This is a genomic window from Cereibacter azotoformans, from assembly GCF_021391315.1.
Taxonomy (GTDB): Bacteria; Pseudomonadota; Alphaproteobacteria; order Rhodobacterales; family Rhodobacteraceae; genus Cereibacter_A; species Cereibacter_A azotoformans.
The window spans coordinates 583,117-607,666 of sequence record NZ_CP090022.1; the positions used below are offsets into that span (position 1 = coordinate 583,117).

Below are 24,550 nucleotides of genomic sequence, written 5' to 3' on the forward strand. Positions count from 1 at the left end.
GGACATGAGCCGCATCGCCTTCTTCGCCGATCTCATGGGCACGCTGTTCGAGCGGCATGCCCTCGGCGCGCCGGCGCCCAGCCGGACGCCGGTCGAGGAACTCTGCGCGGCGCTGCTTTCGGCGCCGGGCGAGGTGTCGGGCGTCCGGCTGGCGCGCGATATCCTCTCGCACTACCGCGCCATGGGGGCCGACGAGCGGGCGGACTTCTTCCGCCATCTCGCCACCGAGCTTGATCTGGATGCCGACCGGGTGATCGCCGCCGCCACGCGCTACCGTGACGGCGGCGGGCCGTCGGCGCTGGCCGACCTCTGCCGCGAGGCCGAACCCCGCCGGCAGGAGCTGCTGCGCCGGATGAACCAGGCGCCCGGTGCCACGGAAGAGCTGGTGCGGATGCGGCTCGACCTGCTGCGCCTCTTGCCCGAGGCGCCCGAGCTGGCCGCGATCGACGCCGACTTCCAGCATCTCTTTTCCAGCTGGTTCAACCGCGGTTTCCTCGTGCTGCGCCACATCGACTGGCGCACCCCGGCCAACATCCTCGAGAAGATCATCGAATACGAGGCCGTCCACGCCATCAACGACTGGGACGACCTGCAAAGGCGGCTCAGGCCCTCGGACCGGCGCTGCTTTGCCTTCTTCCACCCCGCCATGCCCGAAGAGCCGCTGATCTTTGTCGAGGTGGCCCTCTGCAAGGGCACGCCGGGCTCGGTGCAGGCGCTGCTGGCCGAAGGTCGCACGCCGCTGGCCGCCGCCGACTGCGACACGGCGGTGTTCTATTCCATCTCGAACTGCCAGGAGGGGCTGCGCGGCATCTCCTTCGGCAACTCGCTGATCAAGCAGGTGGTCGAGGAACTGCGCCGCGACCTGCCGGCGCTGCGCCGCTTCGTCACCCTCTCGCCGGTGCCGGGCCTGTCGCGCTGGCTCGCCGGGATCGCTCCCGATCGGCCCGAGGCCGCGCGGCTGCTGGCCGCCGGTGCCGCGGCCGATCCCGAGACCATGGCCCCCGAGGTCCAGACCCTGCGTCGCCTCACTGCCGAATATCTGCTGCAGGCCCGGCGGCCGGACGGGCTGCCGGTCGATCCGGTCGCGCGCTTCCATCTCGGCAACGGCGCGCTCCTGCACGAGATCCACGCGCTGGCCGATGTCTCGGCCAATGGCTTCCGCCAGTCCTGCAGCGCGATGGTCAACTATCTCTACGACCTCTCGCAGGTCGAGACCAACACCGAGGGCTTCCTGACCGGCAAGGTCGTCGCCGCCTCGAAGAAGGTTCAATCCCTGCTTGCACAGGGCTCCACGACAGGAAGAAAGTCATGACCAGTCCGCTTTACGACGCACTCGTAGCCCCTCTTGCGCGGCGCACCACGCCCGTCCTGTTCGACGTCGAGGGGCGCGGCCTGAGCGGGGCCGAACTGCACGGCAAGGCCATGGCGCTGGCCGCGGCGCTGGCCGGGCTCGGGCTGAAGCCGGGCGACCGGATGGCGGTGCAGATCGACAAGAGCCCCCGGGCGCTTGCGCTCTATCTGGCGGCGCTGTCGGCCGGCGTGGTGTTCCTGCCGCTGAACACGGCCTACACCGCGGGCGAGGTGGATTATTTCGTCGGCAATGCCGAGGCCGCACTTCTGGTGGGCGATCCATCCCGCGCCGAAAGCCTCGCCCCCGTGGCCGCCCGCCACGGCGCCCGGTTCGAGACGCTGGATGCCGCAGGCGAGGGCAGCCTGACCGAGCTGGCCCGGCTTGCGGGGCCGAGCTTCACGCCGGTCGCGCGCGACGCCGAGGATCTGGCGGCGATCCTCTACACCTCCGGCACCACCGGCCGCTCCAAGGGGGCGATGCTCAGCCAGTCGAACCTGCTCTCGAACGCCGAGGTGCTGGTGCAGGAATGGCGCTTCACCGAAAAGGACGTGCTGCTTCACGCGCTGCCGATCTTCCACACGCACGGTCTGTTCGTCGCGATCAACGTCGTCCTGCGTTCGGGCGGGTCGATGATCTTCCTGCCGGGGTTCAAGGTCGATCAGGTGATCGCGGCGCTGCCGCGGGCGACGAGCATGATGGGCGTGCCGACCTTCTACACGCGTCTGCTGGATGATCCGCGGTTCGACCGCGACCTCGTCGCGCACATGCGCCTCTTCACCTCTGGCTCGGCGCCGCTTCTGGCCGAGACCCATGTGCAGTTCGAGGAGCGCACCGGGCATCGCATCCTCGAACGTTACGGCATGACCGAAACCAACATGAGCACCTCGAACCCCTACGACGGCGCCCGCAAGCCCGGCACGGTGGGCCGCCCGCTGCCGGGGGTTGAGCTGAAGATCACCGATCCCGTCACCGGAGAGGATCTGCCGCAGGGCGAGCCCGGCATGATCGAGGTGCGGGGTCCGAACGTCTTCAAGGGCTACTGGCAGATGCCCGAGAAGACCCGCGAGGAGCTGCGCGAGGACGGGTTCTTCATCACGGGCGACATCGGCGTGATCGACCCCAACGGCTATGTGAGCATCGTCGGCCGGCAGAAGGATCTCATCATCACGGGTGGTTACAACGTCTATCCCAAGGAGATCGAGCTGGTGCTCGACGAGCAGCCGGGCGTTCTCGAGAGCGCGGTGATCGGGGTTCCCCACCCGGACTTCGGAGAGGCGGTGGTGGGGGTGATCGTGCCGCGTCCCGGGGCCGAGGTCGATGGCGCCGCCCTCGAGGCTGCGATGGCGCAGAGCCTTGCGCGGTTCAAGCAGCCCAAGCACATCGCCATCGTCCCCGAGCTGCCGCGCAACACGATGGGGAAGGTGCAGAAGAACCTGCTCCGGCAGGATTTCGCCTCCCTCTTTGCCTGAGGCCGAGGCCACCCGGCGCGCGGGCATGTCCGGCTCGGGCGCGCGCCTCCGCGAAACCCGGGGGCAGGTTCCGGTTTGCGGATCCCGCAGGCGCCTCGTCTGGCGGTGGAGCACCGCCGCCGGCACGAGGCGTAAGCGGTGGTCTACCCCATTGATGTCGATGCTTCCGGCTTGACGCCCGCTCGCGGATCCTTCGCGCGAGCGAGCGCGGAGAACGGTCATGGCTGAAGGATATGCCGGGTGTTCCGAGTCCTGGACGAGCGGATGGGACAGCGGACGTGGCCGGACGAGGAGAGGCTCCGGATCGTGATGGAGAGCTGTGTCCCGGGGACGCGGGTGGGGGAACTGTCGGCTCCTGCCGTCGCAACTCACGACCTGTGGGCGGATGACTCGGGAGGGGCGGTTCGCCGTTCCGGAGGATTACCGAGTGTCCGGATGCCAGCGAGGTCGTGCCGCTGATAGCTGATAGTGGAGGTCGAGCCGCGCATGAGCCGCCCTTCGCTGGACGAGCGGATCGAGATCGAAGCGGGCGGCGTGACGACCCGCGTGTCCGGCTCCACGCCGGCGGCCCGGAGATCGCGCCTCGAGGCCAGGGTTTTTCAGCAACGTGTTCTCTCATGATCGCTGTCAACCGACCAGTGCCAGGAACAGCGGCCTGGTCGGCTACAATGGCCAACTCGCCGTCGATGCCGAGACGCACCTGATTGTCACCCACGACATCACCAATCAAGGTTTCGACCGCGACCAGCTGAGCCCGATGGCGACGGCGGCCAGGGAGGCTCTTGGTCGCGACGAGCTGCACGCCGTCGCCGACAAGGGCTATTTCAGCGGCGCCGAGATCCTCGCCTGCCACGAGGCCGGCATCACTACGACCGTGCCGCGGCCCCTGACCTCCGGCAACGAGGCCAAGGGCATGTTCGTGAAGACGGACTTTCTCTACGACCCGGAGCGCGACATCTACACCTGCCCGGCCGGCAACGGGTTGACCTACCGCGGCACCCGCGAGGAAGGCGGCCTGCAGGTCCGCCGATACTGGGTCAACGACTGCCAGACCTGTCCCATCCAGCGCCGCTGCACGAGCGGCACGGAGCGGCGGATCACCCGTTGGGAGCACGAGCACCTGATCGACGCGATGCGGGAACGCCTCGCCCGCGATCCCGACCCGATGACGCTCCGGCGCCGCACGGTCGAGCATGTTTTCGGCACCCTCAAGGCCTGGATGGGCACGACCCATTTCCTGACACGGCGTCTGAAGAACGTACGGACGGAGATGGCGCTGAACGTCCTAGCTTACAACATGAAGCGGATGATCTCGTTGATCGGTGCCCGGCGCCTGATGGAGGCAATCCCCGGCTGATCGGCGGAAACGAGCGCCGCTATTTGCAACGACGAGCCCCACGCGGCTCCTGCCGCCGCCGAACCATCCCCCAGATCCGCTTGCCGGAAATCCCACCCTACAGGGCGCAGGGCCGTTCCTAACGAACGTCAGGCCGGGAGTTTCCATGTCAACGCTGGTCCAAAACTGGCCCACTTGGCCGAAGTAAGAGTGGTCCACCCGGGTGATGAGCAGGCCAGAGCGCGCGGGGTCGTCACATAACCCAGGCGCGATCTGGCCTGTGGCGGTTGGGTTGGGCGGTGACGGTCTCCTTCGGGGGCTGGGGCGCCGATGATGCCGGCCATGCGCTTTCCCTTCAGCCGGTAGCTGTCGCCCTGGATCTGGACGACATGGCTGTGGTGGAGCAGGCGATCCAACATTGCGACGGTGAGCACGCGGTCTCCGGCGAAGGCCTGGTCCCAGGCGCCGAAGCCGAGGTTCGAGGTCATGATCGTCGCGCCCTTCTCGTAGCGGGCGGCGATGACCTGGAAGAACAGGTGGGCCAGTTCACGGCCGAGCGGCAGATGGCCGACCACAGCTTCTCGCATCTCGACATTCCTTTCCAGCAGGAGCGGCTGCTGAAGATGCGGGCGCCAGTCGTGGGACGCGCGCACGCCCTCGACATCCTCGCGCGGCCGCTCGAGACCGGGACTGAACCTCTTGTCGAGACGCTGGCCAGGCTTGTCGTCGATGAGATCTGCGCGCCCGATCGCCGGGGCGCAGCGGTAGCCGCGCAGGCGCCGCCCCATCCGCGAGGGAACGGGCCTCCCCCGCCCGAGTGCCGCGGAGGCCCGGCGGATCAGATCCGGAAGACGGCGCTTGGCTGCGGCGATCGCGTCCTGGAAGCGGCCGCGCTGCCTGGTGAGGCGCTGCAGGGCGTGGCTCCTGGGCAGCGGGAGGTGGAGCGGATCGAGCTCTGGTCCCCCGCATGGGAGGCCGACAACTTGTTCCGGCCGCGCCGGATCGCCGTCCAGTCCGCCTGCGCCTGCCGCCCGGGCGGGGTCTCGAACTGCACGATCGGCGGCGCGGGAACGGCCGGATGCTGCTCCGCCAGCCAGTCCTTCAGGATCCGGATCCCGCCCTCATAGCCGCGTTCGCGAAGCTCGCGCAGATACACCGTCGCCGGCAGCCGCCGCGGGGCCGCCTCCGCAATCCGCATCTTCAGATAAGGCTTGAACGGGTCCAGCTTCGACTGGAGTGAACCCCGCGGGCTGGACCACGGGGGCTGTCCAAACTAAGCCGCCTTGCGGGCGAATAGGGTTTCGAATTCCTCGGGGGTTCGGTAGCGGAGGGCGGAGTGCAGTCGCTTCGAATTGTACAACTCGATCACACAACACCCACGGGACGGAGGAGCGGACGCTTCTCTATCCCTGGCATCCATGGGCAGGCTGTCGGGTCTATGTTCACGAGGCCGTCGAGAAGGCGGGCGAGGCGAGATTTCGCTGCAGTCTGACGGGTGTTGCCTCCGCTCGCGCTCTTGAGGTTCCGGCCTGGATGTTCGACCGGGCAGCCAGTCACCACTGGGTGCTGAAGACGGCCCCGATCGCATCGATCGGGGCTTTGGCGAGCTTGGCAGCTCTGCTGAACGATACGGCGGACGCGGGCGGCGGGCCATCTGGATCGCGGGATTCGGGCGCAGGATCGACCTCCTTGAATGCGATTCCGGGAGATGCCCATGCCGCGCCGAACGATACCGCAGCAACTCGACCTCTTCGATCCGCCCTGCGCCGCCGGATCGCTTCCATTGCCGGACTGGAGGAGCCTGCCCGACGAGACGCAGGCGACGCTGACCGGGCTGATGGTCCGCCTGATCCTCGACCATGCCGACGGCGCGGACGGGCAGCGGAAGGAGGCGGGACATGATGCATGAGAAGATCGGGCCGCATCACCTGGAGCGCAAGGCCATCCTCTATGTGCGGCAGTCCTCGGCCCATCAGGTTCTGCACAACCGCGAGAGCAGCACCCTGCAATATGCGATGCGCGACCGGCTGGTGGCGTTCGGCTGGAGTTCCATCGAGACCATCGACGAGGATCTCGGCCGCTCGGCCGCGGGCGGTGTCGCGCGGGCCGGCTTCGACCGGATGGTGGCCGAGGTCTGCTTGGGCAAGGTCGGTGCGGTCGCGGCGCGCGAGGTGTCGCGCTTCGCCCGCAACAGCCGCGACTGGCAGCAGCTGATCGAGATGTGCCGCGTGGTCGACACCGTGCTCGTCGACCAGGAGACGGTCTATGCTCCGCGCCAGGGCAACGACCGCCTGCTTCTCGGCCTGAAGGGCAGCCTCAACGAGTACGAACTCGATCTGCTGCGACAGCGCTCGCTCTCGGCGCGGTACGAGAAGGCCCGCCGCGGCGAGCTGATCGTCGCCGCCCCGGTCGGCTTCGTGAAGGCCGGCGACCGGCTGGAGAAGGATCCCGATCGTCGCGTGCAGGAGGCCATCAGCCTCGTCTTCGACAAAGTGGCGGAACTCGGCAGCGCCCGGCAGGCTCTGCTCTGGTTTCTCGAACATAGTCTGGAGTTGCCGGCCAGGCGCGCCAACGGCGACGTCTTCTGGCGCAGGCCGACCTACGCCTCCATCCACCGGATGATAGCTAACCCGGCCTACGGCGGCGCCTACGCCTATGGCAAAACCCGCGTGGCGCCGAGGCACGGTGCCGCCATCGCGCGCTCCGGCAGCCGCCGCAAGCCGCGCGGCGACTGGCTTGCGCTGAAGCCCGGTGCGCATGAAGGTTATGTCGGTTGGGAGCGGGCAGAGGCGATCCGCACGATGGTCAGCGACAACATCCCCGCAAGCCGTCACCATGGCGCGCCCAAGCACGGCGATGCCCTCCTCGCGGGCCTGTTGCGCTGCCGGCGCTGCGGTCGCAAGCTGACGATCCGCTACACCGGAGCCAGGCACGACATCCCGCGCTATTCCTGCTGGCGCGGGCTGCTCGACAACGGCGAGCCACGCTGCATCGCCTTCGGCGGCCTGCGAGTCGACGATGCCATCGAGGAAGCCCTGCTGCAGGTAGTCGAACCCGGCGCCATCGCTGCCGCCGCCGAGGCAGAGGCGCAGGCTGCCGACCGATGCGACCAGGTTCGCGAAGCTCTTCTGCGCGATCTCGAAGCGGCCCGCTATCATGCCGATCGGGCGTTCCGGCAGTACGATGCCGCCGATCCAGCGAACCGGCTGGTGGCGGCGGAACTGGAGACGCGCTGGAACCGCGCCCTGAAGCAGGCGGCCGACGTCGAGGCCAGAATCGCGATGCATGATGACACAGCGCCCGGACCTTCCTCGCTGGCGGTGCTCGACGCCACCAGGCTGGCCGGGAACCTTCGAGCGATATGGGCCGCCCCCACAACGGATGCACGGCTGAAGAAGCGTATCGTCCGTGCCGTCATTCATGAAGTGGTTGCCGACGTTGATAACGGCGCGTCCGAGATCGTCCTGCTGATCCATTGGATCGGCGGCGCGCACACGGAGCTTCGATTGCCGAAGCGGCGGCGGGGACAGCGCAACAGCACCGCCCCCGAGATCATCGTCGCGGTGCGCCACCTAGCGCTCATCGCCTCCGATGATCTGATTGCCAGCATCCTCAATCGAAACGGTCTGCTGACCGGCCATGGCAATCGCTGGACGCGTGAGCGCGTCACCGCATTGCGCTCGCATCACAGGATCCCGGTGTTCCGCCTGGCCCCTGACGGCATCGAGCCGTGGCTCAACCTGACCGACGCAGCGCGCTTGCTCGGTGTATCGCCGAAGACCCTGAGGATTGCGGCCGAAGCCGGAGTGGTAGAGGGGAACCACCCCCTGTCCGACGGCCCGTGGCTCTTCCGGCGGTCCGAACTCGCCACACCACAGGCACAGCAAGTCGCGGAGCAAGCCAAGCGGAAGGCAAAACACCCCGCAGGACCGCATCATGACCAGAAAAACCTATTCCCCTCAACGACATAGAGAGATGGGTGTTATGCAACAGCGTTGTAATGCTGGCGCCAGGACCCGATCACGATCCGGGCTTCGGCGAGGCTGTAGAAGATCTCTCCGTTCAACAGCTCGTCTCGGAGCTTCGAGTTGAAGCTCTCGCAGTAGCCGTTCTCCCAGGGGCTGCCGGGCTCGATGAAGGCGCATCGGGCGCCGACCGCGGCGATCCAGGTTCTGACCGCAGTCGCGATGAACTCCGGCCCGTTGTCGGACCGTATGTGGCCGGGCACACCGCGGAGGATGAACAACTCGGACAGCACGTCGATGACGTCGGTCGAGTTGAGCTTGCGGGAGACGCGGATGGACAGACATTCGCGGGTGAACTCGTCGAGGACATTGAGCATGCGGAACTTTCTCCCGTCGTGGGTCCGGCTTTCGACGAAGTCGTAGGACCAGACGTGGTTGGGGCGTTCGGGCCGCAGCCGGGTACAGGATCCGTCGTTCAGCCACAGGCGCCGCTTCTTCGGCTGCTTGTGCGGGACCTTCAGCCCCTCCCTTCGCCAGATCCGCTCGACCCGCTTCACGTTCACCGCCCAGCCCGCCTCGCGGAGCAGCGCGGTGATCCGGCGATAGCCGTAGCGGCCGTACCGGTGGAACTGCAGAGGCTGTACGATTGCCCCTTTGACGCTTCTTGGGTATCGGCGCCACGATGCGCAGTCAATCGTTTTTCGATTATTTTTCCGATGGTCTGAACCTATCCGACGGTATGGATTGGCGCGCAGGCTTTCGGATAGGTCCGCTTGAGTTGCACAGTCACCGGCGGTCTGGAAACTGACGATCCGCTGGGCGCATGTCCGCACACGACCCGCGGCAGAGACATTCGCCATACCAGCCGTTTCACGCCGATCCGGCCGGATATCTTTGCTTCGCCTTGAGCCGCCGACATCCTTGCGACCGCGCGCCTCTTCGGGGGCAGGCTGTCGCTGCTCGCCATCCGTCATGGTGCGAACGTTCCCGCTCATGTCGGTGCCCCCGACCTGATCCGACCGCGCCGTCACCACCGAAGGGCGAGGCCTCGATCACCTCGCGGATCGCCGCCAGCAGGTCGGTGCCGCCGGCAACACCCAGAGGACCACGGCGAATGCCCCCCGCAATGCGGGCACGGGCGTTCCGCGCCGACGGCGTCGATCTCGACAATGGCTTCCGCACGCCGACGGGCGGTCGAGAGGGCAGCCTCGGCCTTCATGATCTGCGCCGGGGGCAGATCAGCGATGGACTTCAGCAGGGCATCGAACAGGCTGGCTGGCGTGGCATGTTGCATCGGGCGTCTCCGGCAGGGGCGGGACAGCCGATATTGGCCGTCCTGGGCGAAACGAAGGCGCGCCAACACGACCTGCTGACATTCCCCATTCGATCCACTGGATCGAATGATCCGCTTGCGCGACCGGCCTCGAAGCCTCCGCTCGGCCAGAGGGCTACCCGCCTCCAGCTTGTCGATCCCCGCGTAGAGAAGCTCGTTGGCCATGGTGATCTCGCCGACCTTCGCCTTCAGGCGGGCGATCTCGTCGTCGCGCTCGAGCCCCCGGGGTTCCAGCGAGTTCCCAGGACGGAACCAGTCGGCACAAGTACATGAACCCATTCTGTCCTAATGTTCATTTTCAGCCCGTGGATCATGGTCCCACGCAAAGCGGTGCGCGGACCGTCGGAACCTGCCCGACCTCGACCGTGAAGGCGCGGAAGCCAAGTTCGTCGATCATCAGGATGCGATAGGTCGGGTTGCCGTCGGTCCACCAGGGATCCGGCAGGTCAAGGTCGGTAATGAGACGATGCGTGCAGGACTGACCCGAGCTGTAGGCGATGCCTTGCGGAGTGGTGCCCGACAGGGGCATGTGGATATGGCCGAAGACGATGTGGCGCACTCCCGCCGGATGGAGAGCCAGGCGCGCCAGAAGGGCACCGTCGTCATGCAGGCTGATGTCGCGAAAGTGGCGAATGCCGTCCACGATCGGGGGATGATGGACGAAGACCGTCACTGGGGCCTCGCCGGCACCGGCCAGCGCTGCGTCCAGCCAGTCCAGACGGTCGGCGCCGTAGGCGCCGCCGATCAACCCCGCCTCGTGCGTGTCGAGAAAGAGCAGCCGGCCGTGATCCGTATCCAGGACCGACTGGATGTAACCGTTGTCGTCGCAGGGCTGCTCGGGGAAGGCGGCGATAAATTCGGGGCGGCAGTCATGATTTCCCAACAGCAGCCGCACCGGGAATGGCGCAGGGACCAGGATCTCGCGCAGAAGCGCGTAGGCCTCGGCATCGCCGTGGTTGCAAAGATCCCCCGTAATCACCAGAAGGTCCGCGTCCACGTGCCGCTTCAGGATGTCGGACATCGCCGCGCGCAACCGCGCCTCGGGATCGACCCCGTTGGCCGACATGCCCGGCGGCATCAAATGCGTGTCAGTCAGCTGGATGATCTTCATCTCCGCCCCCGCGCAAGAAAGGATGCGAGGCCGCGTGCCTCGCATCCGCTGCAGTCTGAAACGGGCCTTACTGCATCAGCGCGTTCGTCTGCTCGACCATCCGGGCCAGCCCGTCCTCAGGTGAGACCTCGCCGCGCATGACCGTGCCGATGATGTCGCGCTGCGTGCGCCAGACGCGGACCGAGTCGCCGCCCGGATAACCAACCCAGGGCAGCGAGCGGTCGGCCTGGCGCGCTGCGGTCGCGACATTCGGATGCTCGGCGTAGTAGGGCGCCAGATAGTTCTCGCCGGTCGCGCGCTTGTTGGTGGGCAGATAGCCGGTGATGCGCACGATGATGTCCTGCGCCTCCGGGCCGGTCACCCACTTGATGTAGTTCCAGGCCGCCTGCTGCTTGGCCTTGTCCTGGGTCAGCATCACGGCCGAGTTGCCGCCGGTCGGCACGCCGCCGTTTTCGGGATCGTCCAGCGGGAAGGTGGTCGTGACCAGCTCGAACCGGTCGCCGACCAGCCCCTCAATTGTCTGGACATGGGCGGGGGTCGAGAACAGGAACCCGGTCATGCCGGCGCCGAACTGTTGACGGGCCTGATCCCAGTCAAAGGTCGGCGCACCGGCCTCGGCGGCCATCCGACGGATCATGGTCAGCCCGTTCAGGCCGATCTCGTTGTCGAAGGCAACCTGGTTCGTTTCGGGATCAATGAGCCGGCCGCCCTGCTGGTAGACCATCGCCTGCCACAGCCAGTCATCCGGCCAACCCGCGATGTCATAGGACATGCCGGCCACGCGCGGATCGGCCTCGTGGATGATCTTGGCCCGCTCGATCAGATCGGGGAAGGTCGTCGGCATGTTCTCGGGATCGCCGCCCGCCGCGCGCACCAGATCGGCGTTCACGTACATGATGGGCGAGGAGGCGTTGACCGGCAGCCCGTATTGCTTGCCATTGACCATGCCGAGCGCCAGCATGCCGGGCGCGAAGTTCTCGTCGAGGAAGGCCTGCCCGCCCTCAGCCTCGATGAAGGGGGCCAGATCGACGATCTGGTCGCGCGGGGCCAGCGTCTCGACCAGCTCGGCCGTGAGGTTATAGCCCGAGAAGTAGACGTCCGGCAGGTTCCCGGTGACGGCCGAGCGAAGGACCTGTTGCTGCCCTTCGTTGTAGCCGACAGCAGGGGCCAGAAAGTTGATGGTCACGTTCGGGTTGTTTTTCATGAACTCATCGGCCAACGGCTGATGGAAGCGCGTGAAGCCCGGCAGGTTGTAGAGCACGTTCAGCGTGACCTGCTCGGCGTGCGCAAGGCTCGGCAGCGCCAGCGCGCAGACGGCGGCGCCCAGGGTGAAACGACGGGTGAAGGTCATCTTTGCTCTCCGTTAGGGGTCCTACTTGACCCCGGTCATGGTGATGCCCGTGATGAAGCTGCGCCTGGCCAGCAGGAAGCAGAGGATCATCGGAGCGGTGATCATGGCCGCGCCCGCCATCAGCGCGCCGTAGTTCGCGCCCGACTCGACATCGGAAAAGAACAGCATGCCCAGGGGCGGCGGGGCGATCGCCATGTCGGACACGACGATCAGCGGCCAGTAGAGGTCGTTCCAATGCGCCACGACCGAGAAGACCGTGAAGGCCGCCAGCGAGGGCAGAGAGCCGCGCAGGACGAGGCGCCAGCAGATCTCCATCTCGGTGAAGCCGTCCATGCGGGCGGCCTCGATGATCTCGTCGGGGTAGGATCGGAACGATTGGCGGAACAGGAAGATCGCGAAGACCGACAGGAAGAACGGCATCATCTGCGCGAAATAGGTGTTCAGAAGGTTGGCGCGCGCGAGCCCGACGAAGAGCGGCAGCGCCAGGGCCTGCATCGGGATGCAGAGCGCGCCGATGACCAGCGCCATCAAGAGGCGCCGGCCCGGAAACCGCAGTTTTGCGAGAGCATAGGCGGCCGGAACCGCCGTCAGGATCTGCACGATCAGGATGCCGCCGCAGACGATGATGCCATTCAGCATGAACTGCGCCATCGGCACCGTGTTCGCCGCTTGGCCGTAGTTCTGCGCGGCGCTGAAATCCTGTGGGATCGGCCAGAGCGAAATATCGAAGATCTCGGCTGGAGAGCGGATCGAGGTCAGCACCATCCAGTAGAACGGCAGCAGTATCAGCGCCGCGCCGAGCCCGAGGATCATGTGGGGAAGAATGCGCAGCATCAGTAATGCACCCTGCGGTCCATGCGCAGCGTCTGGCCGATGGACAGGACGAGAACGATCGCAAGGAAGATCAGCGTCAGCGCCGCCGCATAGCCCGTGTTGGAGTATTCGAAACCTTCGAGATACAGCGCATAGAGCAGCGTCTCGGACCCCGAGCGGCCCTTGGTCAGCACGGCCACGGTTTCGAATACCTTGAAGGCCGAAATCGAAGTGGTGACGATCACGAACATCGTCGTCGGGCCCAGCATCGGCCAGGTCACGGTCAGGAAGCGGTCGATCGGGCTGCGCGCGCCGTCCATGCGTGCGGCGTCGAGCAGATCGTTCGGGATCGCGGTCAGCCCCGCCAGGAACAGGACCATGTTGAAGCCCAGCACCTGCCAGATGCCGATCAGCGCCAGCGTCGGGATCAGCAGCGCCGGGTTGCCAAGGAAGGACACAGGATCGAAGCCCGCCCAAGTGATCGCCGCGTTGACCGGCCCCAGGGTCGGGTGCAGCAGGAACTGCCAGACGGTCGCCATCGCGACCAGCGTCGCGGTGACGGGCAGGAAATAGGCCGTCTCCCACAGCGCGCGCGAGCGACGGCGGTCATGCACCAGAAGCGCGATGCCCAGGGCCAGGAAGACCCCCGTCGGGATCACCAGGACGGCATAGAGGGCGGTGTTCGCCAGCGCGCGGGTGAAGACCAGGTCCTGGAAGGCGGCGCGGAAGTTCTGGAGGCCCACGAATTCCCATCGCAGGGCGCCGAGCCGGTAATCCGTCATCGAGAAGCCGGTCAGCGCGACGACCGGCAGGATGTAGATCGCCACCATCAAAAGGACCGCGGGCGCGACGAAGAACAGCCCACGAGGGATGCCGATGGCGCGGCGAGCCGGCGCGGCCGTGGCGTGAAGAGCTGCGTTGGTCATGCCGCCACCCGACCGGCGATCTGCGCGGCCACCCGCTGTCCGTCCGCCCCGAACAGGTGCGCCCGCTCGGGTCGGAAGCGCAGGTTCAGCATGTCCCCCCGCGCCGGCCGGGCGCTGGCACACTGCCGCAACACGACCGCGCCGTGATCGGCCAGCAGCTCGCAGGTCAGGAAACGGTCGGGGCCATGCGTCTCGACCCGGACGACCCTGGCGGCCAGCCCCTCCGTACCCACCTCGACATCCTCGGGGCGGATGCCGATGGTCAGGGGGCCAGGCCGCGCCAGAAGGCCCGTCGCCTCCCCGGCCACGGTGATGCGACCCTCGCCATCCCCCTCGGCTGCCAGAAGGTTGATGGTCGGCGAGCCGATGAACCGCGCCACCGCCAGCGTTGCGGGCTGCTGATAAAGTTCCTCGGGCGTGCCCAGCTGCTCGATCCGGCCGTCGATCATCAGCGCGATACGGTCCGACATCGTCATCGCCTCGGTTTGGTCATGCGTGACGTAGATGAAGGTCGCCCCGAGGCGGCGATGCAGGGCCGCCAGCTCGTCGCGCATATGCACCCGCAGCTTGGCGTCCAGGTTCGAGAGCGGCTCGTCCATCAGGAAGGCCGCCGGCTGACGCACCAGCGCCCGTGCCAGTGCGACCCGCTGTCGCTGCCCGCCCGACAGCTGCCCCGGCTTGCGGTTCAGAAGATGGGTAATCTGCAGCGTCTCGGCCGCCTTGGCGACGGCCGCGTCGATCTGGTCGAGCACCGCCCGCGGCGCCAGCAGCCGGCCCAGCAGCGGCAGCCGGGCAGGCAGGGTCAGCAGCCGCATCCGCAGAGGCGTCGCGATATTCTGCCGCACGCTCATATGCGGATAGAGCGCGTAGGACTGGAACACCATCGCAAGGTTGCGGTCGGACGGATCGCAGGAGGTCACATCCTCGGCGCCGATGAAGACCGAGCCGCAGTCGGGAGCTTCGAGACCCGCAATGATGCGCAGCAGCGTTGATTTCCCGCAGCCGGACATTCCGACCAAGGACAGAAACTCGCCCTCTTTCACCGACAGGTCTATCCCCGCCAGTACCTGCGTCCGGTCAAAGTGTTTTCCGATGCCGCGGAGATCGATGGATTTTTGCGACATGCACGCTCCTTTTTTCAAAGGAGCGTGTTCCATACAATGATGTCTGGTGGGCCACAGAACAGTTAAAGTTTTCTGACAAGAGCTTCGCCCTTCTGCCGCCGGTTCACGCGGCAGCCGCGGTGCTACTGGTGCCTGAGTGCCAGAGGTCAGCCGGCGGTCATCGCGGCGCGTTCGGGCCGCCTCGTCGGCTACCCGGCCAGCAGCTGGTTGGCGCGGAGGCTGTCGGCCTCCGGGTCCGACGGGCGCAAGGATGCTGCCGCGTCGTGCAGGATTACCAGTTGCAGCACGTCGAAGTCCTGCAGTGACTGTTCCCTGAGTTCATCCGCGACAAGGTCGCAAAGCCCCGGCGACGCCGCGATCAGTTGGGCGAAGTGTCCGCGCAGGGTGGCATCGCCCGCGAGCTCCATGCCGGTTGCCGTGACGAAGAACTGGTTCTCCTCGGGCTCGATCCGGTCGGCAAGGCATCGGTCGGCAAGGCGCAGGGCCGCCCAAGCCGTGCGGGAGGGAAGGGCAATCCGGATCGTGATCATGCGGCTCATGGCAATGAGTATCCGGACCCTGCCGCCATTGCACAAAAGGACCATTGGCCGCAGCCGCGCGGCAACAGGACCTCGGGACTGCCTCGGCGTCGGGCATCTGGCGGCACCTGTGTCGCGCAGAGACAGGGTCCACTCAAGTCCTCCCTCGCTCCTCCCGTTTCGCGCGCCGGACCGACGATGCGCCACGAGGAGGGGCGTGCCGTCCGGAGCGGGGGCATCCGCTTTGTGATCGAGTGGAACCCATTCGGGTCGCTGGATCGTTGGATACATCATGACAGCCTCTCCCGAACTCCTGCGACCTGCGACAACCGGATGGAGCCACCCGCGCCTGCCGGTGCTGCTCTACCGCGCTGCCCTGCCGGACGATGCCGCGGCCGCCGAGGATCTGTTCCGGCGGCATGGCTGGTGGCCCGCATGGCGGAACGGCATCTTCCGGTACGACCATCACCACTCGACCGCCCACGAGGCACTGGGGGTGCTGCAAGGCAGCGCCGTGGTGCGGATCGGCGGCCCCGAGGGCGAGCCGGTTTGCCTGTCGCGGGGCGATGCCGTCGTCCTTCCGGCCGGGACCGGGCATTGTCTGATCGAGGCGAGCGACGCCTTTCAGGTCTTCGGGGCCTACCCGCCCGGGCAGGACTGGGACATCTGCCGCGACCCGGCGGACGCGGAGACGCGGCGGCGCATCGAGCGGGTAACGGTTCCGGACCGCGATCCCTTCGGCGGCCCGCTGGCCGATGGCACCTGGCGCCTTGAGGAGCGCTCATGACGGGGCAGAACGAGATCGACAGCCACCTGATGCGGAAACTGATCTCCAGGGCCCGCGTCGCTTCCGGCGACGCCGGAAAAGCCGGGATCGCGGCCGCGTTGATACGCGACGGGCAGATCCTTGCGGAAGGAGTCAACCACGTCCACCTCGCCCCCGATCCCACGCAGCACGCCGAGATCGTGGCCATCGGTCGGGCCGCCGCCGCGCTCGGCCGGGCAGACCTTTCCCACTGCGTCCTGATGAGCACGCTCCAGCCCTGCGAGATGTGTCTGGCCGCTGCGCGTTTCGCCGGAATTCGCCGCATCGTCTTCGCGGCCCGCCAGGAGAACGTGGCGGCGAAATACTTTGCCTTCCCGCATCTGACCCTCGACGACTTCCAGCGCGCGGGCCCCGACTTCGAGGCCGTGGGTGGCATCTGCGAAGCCGAGGTGCTGGATCTCTATTTCGACGGCCAGGAATGATGTGATGTCGGCCCGGCAAACACTTTCGTGGCGTTGTCCGCGAGCTCCTGGCGCGAAAGCTCGCGCAGCCCCTTGGTCTCGTTACCCATTTCTGCGCCTGGTCCAGGTCGGCTGCACACCTTATGTCCTGTTCCCTGACCATACTCTCTGTACGGACAACACCGGCGACATTGGGCGCTCGGGGACGCGGGGACCCTTCGAGAACCGTAGACACGCTCCTGGACACCTGCCGCTCAGCCCAGCAGGCGGCGGATCTCGGCATCTGTAAGCACTGCGAGCTATGGCGGGGTGCTGCCGCCGGGTCTTCGGCTTCGTGACGTGCGACTTGACGGGGACGAGGTGCTGATCCGTGCGCAGGTCGCGAACGTCGGCTCCCACTGCCCGAGTTGCGGCACGGCCTCGACCCGGCTCCACAGCCGATACGCTCGCCGTCTGTCGGACCTGCCCGCGCATGGGCGTCGCGTCCGGATCGTGCTGACCGTGCGGCGCTTTCGGTGCCCGAGCCGGACGTGCCGAACCCGGATCTTCGGCGAGCGTCTCGACGAAGGGATCGGCCAGCGCCATGGTCGCCGAACCGCGCGGCTGCAAGGGCTCGTCCACTGTCTTGGACTGGCCTTGGGCGGCCGGCCCGGGCAGGCGCTGGCCCATCGACTGCTGCTGCGCGTGAGCAAGGACACCTTGCTTCGCGCCGTGAAGAATGGCCTGGCTTCGGAAGCGCCACCGCCCCGCGTCATCGGCATCGACGACTGGGCCTGGAGGAAGGGGCACCGCTACGGCTCGATCCTCTGCGACCTCGAGCGGCGCAAGGTGATCGACCTTTTGCCGGACCGGGAGCCGGCGACCGTCGAGGCTTGGCTAGCCGAGCACCCCAGCGTGGAGATCGTCTCCCGCGACCGCGGCGGCGGGTATGGACTGGCCGTGGCGAACGGACGACCTGAGGCCGTCCAGGTGGCCGATCGCTGGCACCTGCTCGAGAATGCGAGCCGCGCGTTCCTTGATGCGGTCCGCAAGGCGATGCGTGGTGTCGCCCTTCATCGTGGCGCTGACGGTGGTGGCCGAGGTCGGCGACTTCAACCGCTTCGACAACCCGCGGCAGCTGATGGCTTATCTCGGGCTGACGCCTTCTGAGCACTCCAGCGGCGCCAACGTCCGCCGTGGCGGCATTACCAAGGCCGGCAGCGGTCTTGCACGCCGGGTCCTGATCGAGGGCGCCTGGAGCTACCGGATGCAGGCCCGCGTCAGCCGGAAGCTGCTCGACCGGGTCGAGGCCCTGCCGCAGGTCGTGCGCGACATTGGCCGCCCTGCGCGCCGAGCTTTCCGAGTGTGTCGAGGCTTTGCGGCAGGTGACCGCTGCGCAGGAGGCCGAGCAGGCGCAGACTCCCGAGTTGCGGGCCGCCCTGACGGGTGAGAAAGAGGCGCGCGTGACCGCCGAGCTGGTCGCCGAGGCGAACGCGGCCGAGCGCGAGGCCGCTCTGGCCGCGCAGTTGGAAGAGCGCGACGTAAGGCTGCGCAGCGCCGAGCAGGCCCTGGCCGAACGTCATCGCGAATTTGCGCAGTTGGCGCAGCTTGTCGTTATACGCGAAACCGAGCGCGACGACGAGGCGCGGCAGGGCGCGCAGCGCCGTGCCGAGATCGACACCCTGAAGCACCAGATTGCCGCGCTGCAGGCCGAGCGCGATGCGCAGGGAAGCTATATCGCTGAACTCTTGGCCAGCCGGTCGTGGAACGTAACCAAGCCCCTACGCGGCGTCACCACCGTCGTACGCCGCGTGCTCGGGTATGCCGATCCGCTGGTCGCGCCCGATCAGGTGCGCGCCACCATCCGCCATCACCCGGATTTCGTCGCCTTCCGGGCGCAGGTCACGAATATCCTGAACGGCTGGACCGCTGCCAACACTCCGCGGCTCATGGCCATCAAGCTGGGCGACCATCCCCGCGACCTGATCTACACCATCGCCGAAGACATGCTGACCCGGTTCGACCCCGCGCCGCTGGTCGACAAGTACGAGGCCTATCAGCGCCTGATGTCCTACTGGGCGGCCACCATGCAGGACGACGTGTTCATCATCGCGGGCGGCGGCTGGCTGACGGCGCGCGATCTGCGGGAGGCGCGCAAGGAAACCAGCGACGACGGCAAGGTGAAATGGCTGGAAGAGGGCGACTTGACGGTGAACAAGGTGCGCCTTGTGGCCGATGTCATCCCGCCCGCGCTGATCACCGCGCGCTTCTTCCCCGACCTGAAGGCCAAGCTGGATCAGGCCGCCGCCCGGGCCGAGGAACTGGGCCGCGAGATCGAGGAACTGGCCGAGGAACACGGAGCCGAAGGGGGCTTGCTGGAACTCGCCCTGTCCGACACGGGTAGGCCCGGGAAACGGAGCGGCGATGCGTTTCCGGAGAAACCCACTACTTCCTGGGCAAGCCACTCCGGTTGTCCGTCCGCTTCACAGGCACCCGAGGTTGCAAGATCAGTATGGGGGGCTCCGACCGCGTGGTTATGACCGTGGCTGAAGGCGCAACGTCGGAGGACCGTGTGAGGTGGCTAACGGACTGGTACCGTAACCAGTTGAAGTTGCGAGTGGCGCCACGTGTAGGGGATTGGTCAGAGCGACTGGATGTCCAGGTGCCGCAATGGGGGGTTCGCCAGATGCGGACTAAATGGGGCAGTTGCAATCCAGACAAGCACCTGATCTGGGTAAACTTGGAACTTGCAAAAAAACCCTTGCAATGCCTTGATTATGTAATCTTACACGAGATGGCGCATTTCCTGTCGCGGCGGCACAACGACCTCTTCATTGCCACTCTCGACCGACATATGCCCGGTTGGCGTCAGGTTCGGGCTGATCTGAATGCCCTGCCGTTAATAGCGGATGCCGGATGAAACTCGAGCAGGCAGACGCAGTTCCGCCTGATTACAAGGTCGGCCCCGAGCCGCCATTCGACGCTCCTAGCAAAGGCCCCGGAAGCCGTCAGTCGAGCGCATCGCAGCGATGGGCCCGACCAGCCCTGAGCTGCCGGACGTGCTCAGCGCAGCATGACGGCATGCCGATCAGGAAGGGCGGTGAGCGGCCTGGTGCGCCCGCGGCAGTGCGCCCGCAGGATCTTGGGATAGCGGTCGTTCACGGCCGCAGGCCGTGGGGCAGCGAAGCGCAGATCGCGACCACCAGCCTCGACGCCGGCATGCGGAGCAGTTCTGCAAGGTCGGCCGAGGCTGTGTGAAAACCCCTACCTGTGGTAGACTTTCTGAGGTCGGAGGGGTTCGGGATGGCAGGTTTCATCGAGGGCGCCGAGCGCAGCCAGACGGTGCTGTTTCCGGATCGGCTTGAGGATTGGATCAGCGAGGATGCCCTTGTGCGCGTCGTCGATCTCTTCGTTGACGAACTGGATCTGGCGGAACTCGGCTTCGTCCGATCGGCTGCGGCACGCACGGGTCGGCCGGGGTATCACCCGGCCGTGCTGCTCAAGCTGTTCATCTACGGGTACCTGAACCGCATCCCGTCGAGCCGCCGACTGGCCGGGAGGCCGGCCGCAACGTCGAGGTGATGTGGCTGACCGGCAAGCTGGTGCCCGACCACAAGACCATCGCCGACTTCCGGCGCGACAATGCAGCTGCCATCCGCAAGACCTGCGCGCAATTCGTCGAACTCTGCCGCCGGATCGGCGTGCTGAAGGGCGACTGCGTCGCCATCGACGGGAGCAAGTTCAAGGCGGTCAACAACCGCGACAGGAACTTCACCAAGGGCAAGATCGCCAGCCGGCTGACCCATCTCGAAGCGGATGTCGCGCGCTGCATCAATGAGATGGTCCGGATCGACCGGCAGGAGGAGGGAGAGGCGCGGGCGGAGAAGGTTGCCCATCTCGCCCGCCGCTACGGCCGCATCCGGCGGGAAATCGAGCGGCTGAAGGCGATGGACAAGGCCTTGGCCGACGCACCGGACGGGCAGATCTCGCTGACTGATCCTGATGCCCGTGCGATGGCGACCAGTGCCAGGAACAGCGGCCTGGTCGGATACAACGCGCAGTGCGCGGTCGATGCCGAGACGCACCTGATTGTCACCCATGATGTCACCAACCACGGCTTCGACCGCGACCAGCTGAGCCCGATGGCGACGGCGGCCAGGGAGGCTCTTGGTCACGACGACCTGCACGCAATCGCCGACAAGGGCTATTTCAGCGGCACCGAGATCCTCGCCTGCCATGAGGCCGGCATCACCACGACCGTGCCGCGGCCCATGACCTCCGGCAACGAGGCCAAGGGCATGTTCGTGAAGACGGACTTTCTCTACGACCCGGCGCGCGACATCTACACCTGCCCGGCTGGCAACGGGTTGACCTACCGCGGCACCCGCGAGGAAGGCGGCCTGCAGGTCCGCCGATACTGGATCAACGACTGCCAGACCTGTCCCATCCAGCGCCGCTGCACGAGCGGCACGGAGCGGCGGATCACCCGTTGGGAGCACGAGCACCTGATCGACGCGATGCGCCCAAGTTCGACAAAATCCACCCGGGACTGGCGCGATTCCGGCGGGCTGTTCGAGTCGTTTCAATGGGTTGGCCGTCAGCACGCCGAGGTTTCATGTAGTTACATGGAGCGCAGCTAAAAGTTCTTGCTTAGAAGGCGCAATGCTGCGATTTCGTAGGGATGTTCATTCGCATCACCGAAAATGGCGGCCGGCGCTACCTCCAGATCATGGAGTCCTACCGTAACGACGCCGGCAAGCCGCGCAGCCGCGTGATCGCGAACCTCGGGCGCATCGACGACAGACCGGACGGCCATCTCGACTCCCTGATCCGGGGGCTGTGCAAGGTCACGGGGCGCGATGCGCCGGAGGCCCTCAGGATCGAGCAGGAGCCCGGCCGCGCCTTCGGCGACGTCTTCGCCCTCCACGAGCTGTGGAAGGACCTCGGCTTCGACCGCGCGCTGGCGCGGGCACTGCGGTCGGGCAAGCGGCAGCTTGATGTGGAGGCGCTCGTCAGGGCCATGGTTTTCAATCGGTTGTGCGAACCGGACTCGAAGCTCGGCTGCCTGCGCTGGCTGGAGACGGTGGCGATGCCGGCCATGCCCGAAACGGTGACGCATCAGCATCTGCTGCGCGCGATGGACGCGCTGATGGACCATGCGGAGCGGGTCGAGATCGAGTTGGCGAAACAGATCCGGCCGCTGGTCGACCGGGATCTGGCGGTGGTGTTCTACGACCTGACCACCGTGCGCATCCACGGCGAGGCGGAGATAGAGGATGATCTCCGCGCGTACGGCATGAACAAGGAGAAGGGCGGCATTGCCCGCCAGTTCGTGCTGGGCGTCGTGCAGACGGCGGAAGGCCTTCCGCTCATGCACACCGTCCACCCCGGCAACGTCGCGGAGACCAAGACGCTGCAGGCCATGCTGACCACCGTCCTGCAGCGTTTCCCGGTCGAGCGGGTCGTGCTGGTCGCCGACCGTGGGCTCCTGAGCCTCGACAACATCGACACGCTGACCACGCTCGCCGATCAAGGAGGGCGGAAGCTCGAGTTCATCCTGGCCGTCCCCGCCCGCCGCTACGGCGAGCTCGTCGAGACTTTCCGCGGCCTTGCCTTCGACAAGACGGGCCTCTCCGAGGCTCGCTTCGCGGGTCACCGGCTGATCGTGGCCCACGATCCGCTGCGCGCGGCCGAGCAGTCCGAGAAGCGCCGAGCCCGCATCGCCGAACTTGAGGTCATGGCCGAGCGCATGGTCGGCAAGCTGAATGCACAAGACGCGGGGCAAAGCGACCGGGGCCGGCGGGCCTCCGACCGTGGTGCCTACAGCCGCTTCACCCGCGCGGTCGCCGAGGCCGAACTCACCCGCTTCCTCAGGGCCGACTTCACCGCCGACCGCTTCAGCTGGTCGCTGGACGAGACCGCCATCCACGAGGCCGAGCTCTTCGACGGCAAGCTCGCGCTGCTGACGAATGCTCCCGACCTGACGCCGGCCGAGGCCGTCGCGCGCTACAAGGCGCTGGCCGACATCGAGCGCGGCTTCCGGGTGCTGAAGTCCGACATCGAGATCGCCCCGGTCCACCACCGCCTGCCCGATCGCATCCGCGCCCACGCGCTGATCTGCTTCCTGGCGCTCGTGCTCTATCGCGTCATGCGCATGCGCCTGAAGGCCAAGGGCCACACGGCCAGCCCCCGCACCGCGCTCGATCTCCTCGCTCGCATCCAGCGCCACCGCGCGAAAATCGGTGAGCGCACGGTCAATGGGCTCTCTGTGACAACGCCTCAACAGATGGAACTCTTCGACACCCTGAACCTGCCAAAACCCCTCTGACGAACGCCGTGTAGTCACATAATGGCTCATTCCGCCATAATGACATCAATTGCTTAGCGGTTTTGCTGTCGAACTTGGGGATGCGGGAACGCCTCGCCCGCGATCCCCGACCCGATGACGCTCCGGCGCCGCACGGTCGAGCATGTCTTCGGCACCCTCAAGGCCTGGATGGGTAATCCTCCCCAAGGTTAGAGGGATGCGGAAGTAGAATTTTCTCGGCAGGATGGACGAGGAGATTCCGATGAAGAAGAGCCGTTTCACCGAAGCCCAGATCATGGGCGTGCTGCGTCAGGCGGAGGGCGGTTTGGCCGTGGCCGAACTGTGCCGCGAGCATGGGATCAGCACTGCGACGTTCTACAAGTGGCGGGCGAAGTATGGCGGCATGGACGCGTCCATGATGAGCCAGATGAAGGCCCTCGAGGACGAGAACCGGCGGCTGAAGCGCATGTTCGCCGACCTGAGTATGCAGGCCGACCTGCTTCGCGAGGCCCTTGGAAAAAAGTGACGCGGCCAGCTCAGCGCCGCGAGCTGGCCGAGAAGGCGGTGGCGACGAAGGGTGTGAGCATCGCGCTGGCCTGCCGGGCGTTTGGCGTCAGCGAGACCTGTTTCCGCTACAGCCCGAAGCGCGACGAAGAGAACGAGATGATCGCAGACCTGCTGGTCGGGCTGACCAATGTCCACAAGACCTGGGGGTTCGGGCTGTGTTTCCTGCACCTGCGGAACGTCAAAGGGCACGTCTGGAACCACAAGCGGGTCCATCGGATCTACTGCGAACTGGAACTGAACCTGCGCATCAAGCCGCGGCGACGGCTGAAGCGGGAGAAGCCCGAGGAACTGGCCGTGCCCGAGGCGCCGAACCTGGTCTGGTCGATGGATTTCATGGCCGATCGGCTGGCGGATGGGCGGCAGTTCCGGCTGTTGAACGTGCTGGACGACTTCAACCGCGAAGGTCTGGGTATCGAGGTCGACTTCTCGCTGCCCGCCGAGCGGGTCGTCCGGTCGCTGAACCAGATCATCGAGTGGCGCGGCAAGCCCTTGGCGATCAGGGTGGACAACGGCCCGGAATACGTCAGTTCCACGCTGATGACCTGGGCTTCGAAGCAGGGCATCGCCCTGACCTACATCCAGCCCGGCAAGCCGCAGCAGAACGCTTACGTCGAGCGCTACAACCGGACGGTCCGGCATGAATGGCTGGACCTCTACATCTTTGAAACCATCGAGGAAGTGCAGCAGATCGCCACCGAATGGCTCTGGAACTACAACAACGAACGCCCCAACATGGGCATCGGCGGGGTCACACCTGCCATGAAGCTGAAGATGGCCGCGTGAATTCTACGGCCGGATCCCGCTAAAACCGGGAGGATTACCCTGCAGCGTCGGGTTGGCCTTCTCGATCTCGCGCATCGCGTCATCGACCTGAACGCCGATGTCGTGCGCTTTGGCGTTGGCGGCAAGGCCGTTCCAGCGCGCTTTCTCGGGCACCCAGAACACGCTCTCGGCCTGGTATTCCTCAGGGTCTTCGAGGTCGATCAGCTCGTCCTTGGCGAATTCGAGCCGCTTTGCCTCGAAAGCAGCCGAAACATAGCGCAGGAAAAGCAGACCCAAGGCCACATGCTTGTATTCGCCCGGGTCCATGGCGCCGCGCATTTTATCGGCGGCTGAAAACAGTGTCTTCTCGATGCTCACAATGTGCTCCCTTCAATCGTGAATTGCATTATG

General features: G+C 66.4%; 19 protein-coding genes and 5 pseudogenes. 13 read left to right on the top strand and 11 right to left on the bottom strand.

Features of this window, described 5'->3' with window-relative positions; all coding sequences use genetic code 11:
• The first annotated feature begins 4 nt into the window (after nt 1-4).
• From LV780_RS17920 to LV780_RS17930, 3 genes and pseudogenes are all read left to right on the top strand, one after another.
• A complete protein-coding gene (locus tag LV780_RS17920) occupies nt 5-1,312 on the top strand; it encodes a malonyl-CoA decarboxylase domain-containing protein (protein WP_181318503.1) in 1,308 nt (435 codons plus the stop codon).
• Nucleotides 1,309-2,820 (top strand): malonate--CoA ligase, encoded by a 1,512-nt coding sequence (locus LV780_RS17925; RefSeq protein WP_108221209.1) that lies wholly within the window; start codon nt 1,309-1,311, stop codon nt 2,818-2,820. Before LV780_RS17920 ends, LV780_RS17925 begins: the two co-directional genes overlap by 4 nt.
• Before the next feature lie 622 nt (nt 2,821-3,442).
• Nucleotides 3,443-4,177: pseudogene (locus LV780_RS17930) on the top strand (transposase); the annotation flags it as partial.
• Nucleotides 4,178-4,467: 290 nt separating this feature from the next.
• On the opposite strand, the pseudogene LV780_RS22190 reads toward LV780_RS17930, so the two are convergent.
• Both LV780_RS22190 and LV780_RS22100 read right to left on the bottom strand, forming a co-directional pair.
• Nucleotides 4,468-4,728: pseudogene (locus LV780_RS22190) on the bottom strand (ATP-binding protein); the annotation flags it as partial.
• A 266-nt stretch (nt 4,729-4,994) separates the two neighbouring features.
• Nucleotides 4,995-5,354 (bottom strand): hypothetical protein, encoded by a 360-nt coding sequence (locus LV780_RS22100; RefSeq protein ID WP_407647919.1) that lies wholly within the window; start codon nt 5,352-5,354, stop codon nt 4,995-4,997.
• Nucleotides 5,355-5,870: 516 nt separating this feature from the next.
• Here LV780_RS22100 and LV780_RS17945 point away from each other — a divergent pair.
• Together LV780_RS17945 and LV780_RS17950 are read left to right on the top strand one after the other, a co-directional pair.
• A complete protein-coding gene (locus tag LV780_RS17945; protein ID WP_146172366.1) occupies nt 5,871-6,065 on the top strand; it encodes a hypothetical protein in 195 nt (64 codons plus the stop codon).
• Nucleotides 6,055-8,127 (top strand): recombinase family protein, encoded by a 2,073-nt coding sequence (locus tag LV780_RS17950; RefSeq protein ID WP_108222794.1) that lies wholly within the window; start codon nt 6,055-6,057, stop codon nt 8,125-8,127. The genes LV780_RS17945 and LV780_RS17950 overlap by 11 nt, the downstream gene beginning before the upstream one ends.
• Nucleotides 8,128-8,147: 20 nt before the next feature.
• On the opposite strand, the pseudogene LV780_RS17955 reads toward LV780_RS17950, so the two are convergent.
• From LV780_RS17955 to LV780_RS17990, 8 genes and pseudogenes are all read right to left on the bottom strand, one after another.
• A pseudogene (locus LV780_RS17955) lies at nt 8,148-8,744 on the bottom strand (IS3 family transposase); the annotation flags it as partial.
• Nucleotides 8,745-9,148: 404 nt separating this feature from the next.
• On the bottom strand, nt 9,149-9,733 hold the full coding sequence (locus LV780_RS17960) for a transposase (protein ID WP_117345095.1): 585 nt from the start codon (nt 9,731-9,733) through the stop codon (nt 9,149-9,151).
• Nucleotides 9,734-9,764: 31 nt separating this feature from the next.
• Nucleotides 9,765-10,565 (bottom strand): phosphodiesterase, encoded by an 801-nt coding sequence (locus LV780_RS17965; RefSeq protein ID WP_108222761.1) that lies wholly within the window; start codon nt 10,563-10,565, stop codon nt 9,765-9,767.
• A 67-nt stretch (nt 10,566-10,632) separates the two neighbouring features.
• A complete protein-coding gene (locus tag LV780_RS17970) occupies nt 10,633-11,916 on the bottom strand; it encodes an ABC transporter substrate-binding protein (RefSeq protein WP_108222762.1) in 1,284 nt (427 codons plus the stop codon).
• A 21-nt stretch (nt 11,917-11,937) separates the two neighbouring features.
• A complete protein-coding gene (locus tag LV780_RS17975; protein ID WP_108222763.1) occupies nt 11,938-12,750 on the bottom strand; it encodes a carbohydrate ABC transporter permease in 813 nt (270 codons plus the stop codon).
• A complete protein-coding gene (locus LV780_RS17980; protein ID WP_011910469.1) occupies nt 12,750-13,655 on the bottom strand; it encodes a carbohydrate ABC transporter permease in 906 nt (301 codons plus the stop codon). Before LV780_RS17980 ends, LV780_RS17975 begins: the two co-directional genes overlap by 1 nt.
• On the bottom strand, nt 13,652-14,779 hold the full coding sequence (locus LV780_RS17985; RefSeq protein ID WP_108222764.1) for an ABC transporter ATP-binding protein: 1,128 nt from the start codon (nt 14,777-14,779) through the stop codon (nt 13,652-13,654). The genes LV780_RS17980 and LV780_RS17985 overlap by 4 nt, the downstream gene beginning before the upstream one ends.
• A 188-nt stretch (nt 14,780-14,967) precedes the next feature.
• The gene (locus LV780_RS17990) at nt 14,968-15,318 is read right to left on the bottom strand and encodes a hypothetical protein (protein WP_044249521.1); all 351 of its coding nucleotides are present in this window, start codon (nt 15,316-15,318) and stop codon (nt 14,968-14,970) included.
• Nucleotides 15,319-15,589: 271 nt separating this feature from the next.
• On the opposite strand from LV780_RS17990, the gene LV780_RS17995 reads away from it, so the two are divergent.
• The 8 genes and pseudogenes from LV780_RS17995 to LV780_RS18025 all read left to right on the top strand — a co-directional run bounded on the left by LV780_RS17995 (nt 15,590) and on the right by LV780_RS18025 (nt 24,160).
• Nucleotides 15,590-16,084 carry a cupin domain-containing protein gene (locus tag LV780_RS17995; protein WP_108222765.1) on the top strand — a complete coding sequence of 165 codons (495 nt, stop codon included), beginning with the start codon at nt 15,590-15,592 and terminating at the stop codon, nt 16,082-16,084.
• The gene (locus LV780_RS18000) at nt 16,081-16,545 is read left to right on the top strand and encodes a nucleoside deaminase (RefSeq protein ID WP_108222766.1); all 465 of its coding nucleotides are present in this window, start codon (nt 16,081-16,083) and stop codon (nt 16,543-16,545) included. The genes LV780_RS17995 and LV780_RS18000 overlap by 4 nt, the downstream gene beginning before the upstream one ends.
• Before the next feature lie 288 nt (nt 16,546-16,833).
• Nucleotides 16,834-17,774 (top strand): annotated as a pseudogene (locus tag LV780_RS18005) (ISL3 family transposase); the annotation flags it as partial.
• Between the two features lie 63 nt (nt 17,775-17,837).
• Nucleotides 17,838-19,043 carry a DUF4200 domain-containing protein gene (locus LV780_RS22110; RefSeq protein WP_181969650.1) on the top strand — a complete coding sequence of 402 codons (1,206 nt, stop codon included), beginning with the start codon at nt 17,838-17,840 and terminating at the stop codon, nt 19,041-19,043.
• Nucleotides 18,956-19,423, top strand: coding sequence for a M48 family metallopeptidase (locus LV780_RS22115; protein ID WP_108222802.1), 468 nt, complete (start codon nt 18,956-18,958; stop codon nt 19,421-19,423). The genes LV780_RS22110 and LV780_RS22115 overlap by 88 nt, the downstream gene beginning before the upstream one ends.
• A 383-nt stretch (nt 19,424-19,806) precedes the next feature.
• A pseudogene (locus LV780_RS18015) lies at nt 19,807-21,026 on the top strand (IS1182 family transposase); the annotation flags it as partial.
• A 158-nt stretch (nt 21,027-21,184) separates the two neighbouring features.
• The gene (locus LV780_RS18020; protein WP_117344998.1) at nt 21,185-22,831 is read left to right on the top strand and encodes an IS1634 family transposase; all 1,647 of its coding nucleotides are present in this window, start codon (nt 21,185-21,187) and stop codon (nt 22,829-22,831) included.
• 241 nt (nt 22,832-23,072) lie between these two features.
• Nucleotides 23,073-24,160, top strand: a protein-coding gene (locus tag LV780_RS18025) for an IS3 family transposase (RefSeq protein WP_117345046.1) whose coding sequence is annotated in 2 segments (ribosomal slippage) — nt 23,073-23,334 and nt 23,334-24,160 — 1,089 coding nt in all. Because the reading frame shifts where the segments join, the coding sequence is not laid out codon by codon here.
• A 3-nt stretch (nt 24,161-24,163) separates the two neighbouring features.
• Here the strand turns inward: LV780_RS18025 and LV780_RS18030 are convergent.
• On the bottom strand, nt 24,164-24,517 hold the full coding sequence (locus LV780_RS18030) for a type I restriction-modification system subunit M N-terminal domain-containing protein (RefSeq protein WP_233864028.1): 354 nt from the start codon (nt 24,515-24,517) through the stop codon (nt 24,164-24,166).
• Nucleotides 24,518-24,550 lie beyond the last annotated feature (33 nt).

Excerpts from the sequence above, each read along its gene's own strand:
- LV780_RS17920 (WP_181318503.1), top strand. The coding sequence starts at position 5 with ATGAGCCGCATCGCCTTCTTCGCCGATCTCATGGGCACGCTGTTCGAG.
- LV780_RS17925 (WP_108221209.1), top strand. The coding sequence starts at position 1,309 with ATGACCAGTCCGCTTTACGACGCACTCGTAGCCCCTCTTGCGCGGCGC.
- LV780_RS22100 (WP_407647919.1), bottom strand. The coding sequence starts at position 5,354 with ATGCGGATTGCGGAGGCGGCCCCGCGGCGGCTGCCGGCGACGGTGTAT.
- LV780_RS17945 (WP_146172366.1), top strand. The coding sequence starts at position 5,871 with ATGCCGCGCCGAACGATACCGCAGCAACTCGACCTCTTCGATCCGCCC.
- LV780_RS17950 (WP_108222794.1), top strand. The coding sequence starts at position 6,055 with ATGATGCATGAGAAGATCGGGCCGCATCACCTGGAGCGCAAGGCCATC.
- LV780_RS17960 (WP_117345095.1), bottom strand. The coding sequence starts at position 9,733 with ATGGGTTCATGTACTTGTGCCGACTGGTTCCGTCCTGGGAACTCGCTG.
- LV780_RS17965 (WP_108222761.1), bottom strand. The coding sequence starts at position 10,565 with ATGAAGATCATCCAGCTGACTGACACGCATTTGATGCCGCCGGGCATG.
- LV780_RS17970 (WP_108222762.1), bottom strand. The coding sequence starts at position 11,916 with ATGACCTTCACCCGTCGTTTCACCCTGGGCGCCGCCGTCTGCGCGCTG.
- LV780_RS17975 (WP_108222763.1), bottom strand. The coding sequence starts at position 12,750 with ATGCTGCGCATTCTTCCCCACATGATCCTCGGGCTCGGCGCGGCGCTG.
- LV780_RS17980 (WP_011910469.1), bottom strand. The coding sequence starts at position 13,655 with ATGACCAACGCAGCTCTTCACGCCACGGCCGCGCCGGCTCGCCGCGCC.
- LV780_RS17985 (WP_108222764.1), bottom strand. The coding sequence starts at position 14,779 with ATGTCGCAAAAATCCATCGATCTCCGCGGCATCGGAAAACACTTTGAC.
- LV780_RS17990 (WP_044249521.1), bottom strand. The coding sequence starts at position 15,318 with ATGAGCCGCATGATCACGATCCGGATTGCCCTTCCCTCCCGCACGGCT.
- LV780_RS17995 (WP_108222765.1), top strand. The coding sequence starts at position 15,590 with ATGACAGCCTCTCCCGAACTCCTGCGACCTGCGACAACCGGATGGAGC.
- LV780_RS18000 (WP_108222766.1), top strand. The coding sequence starts at position 16,081 with ATGACGGGGCAGAACGAGATCGACAGCCACCTGATGCGGAAACTGATC.
- LV780_RS18020 (WP_117344998.1), top strand. The coding sequence starts at position 21,185 with ATGTTCATTCGCATCACCGAAAATGGCGGCCGGCGCTACCTCCAGATC.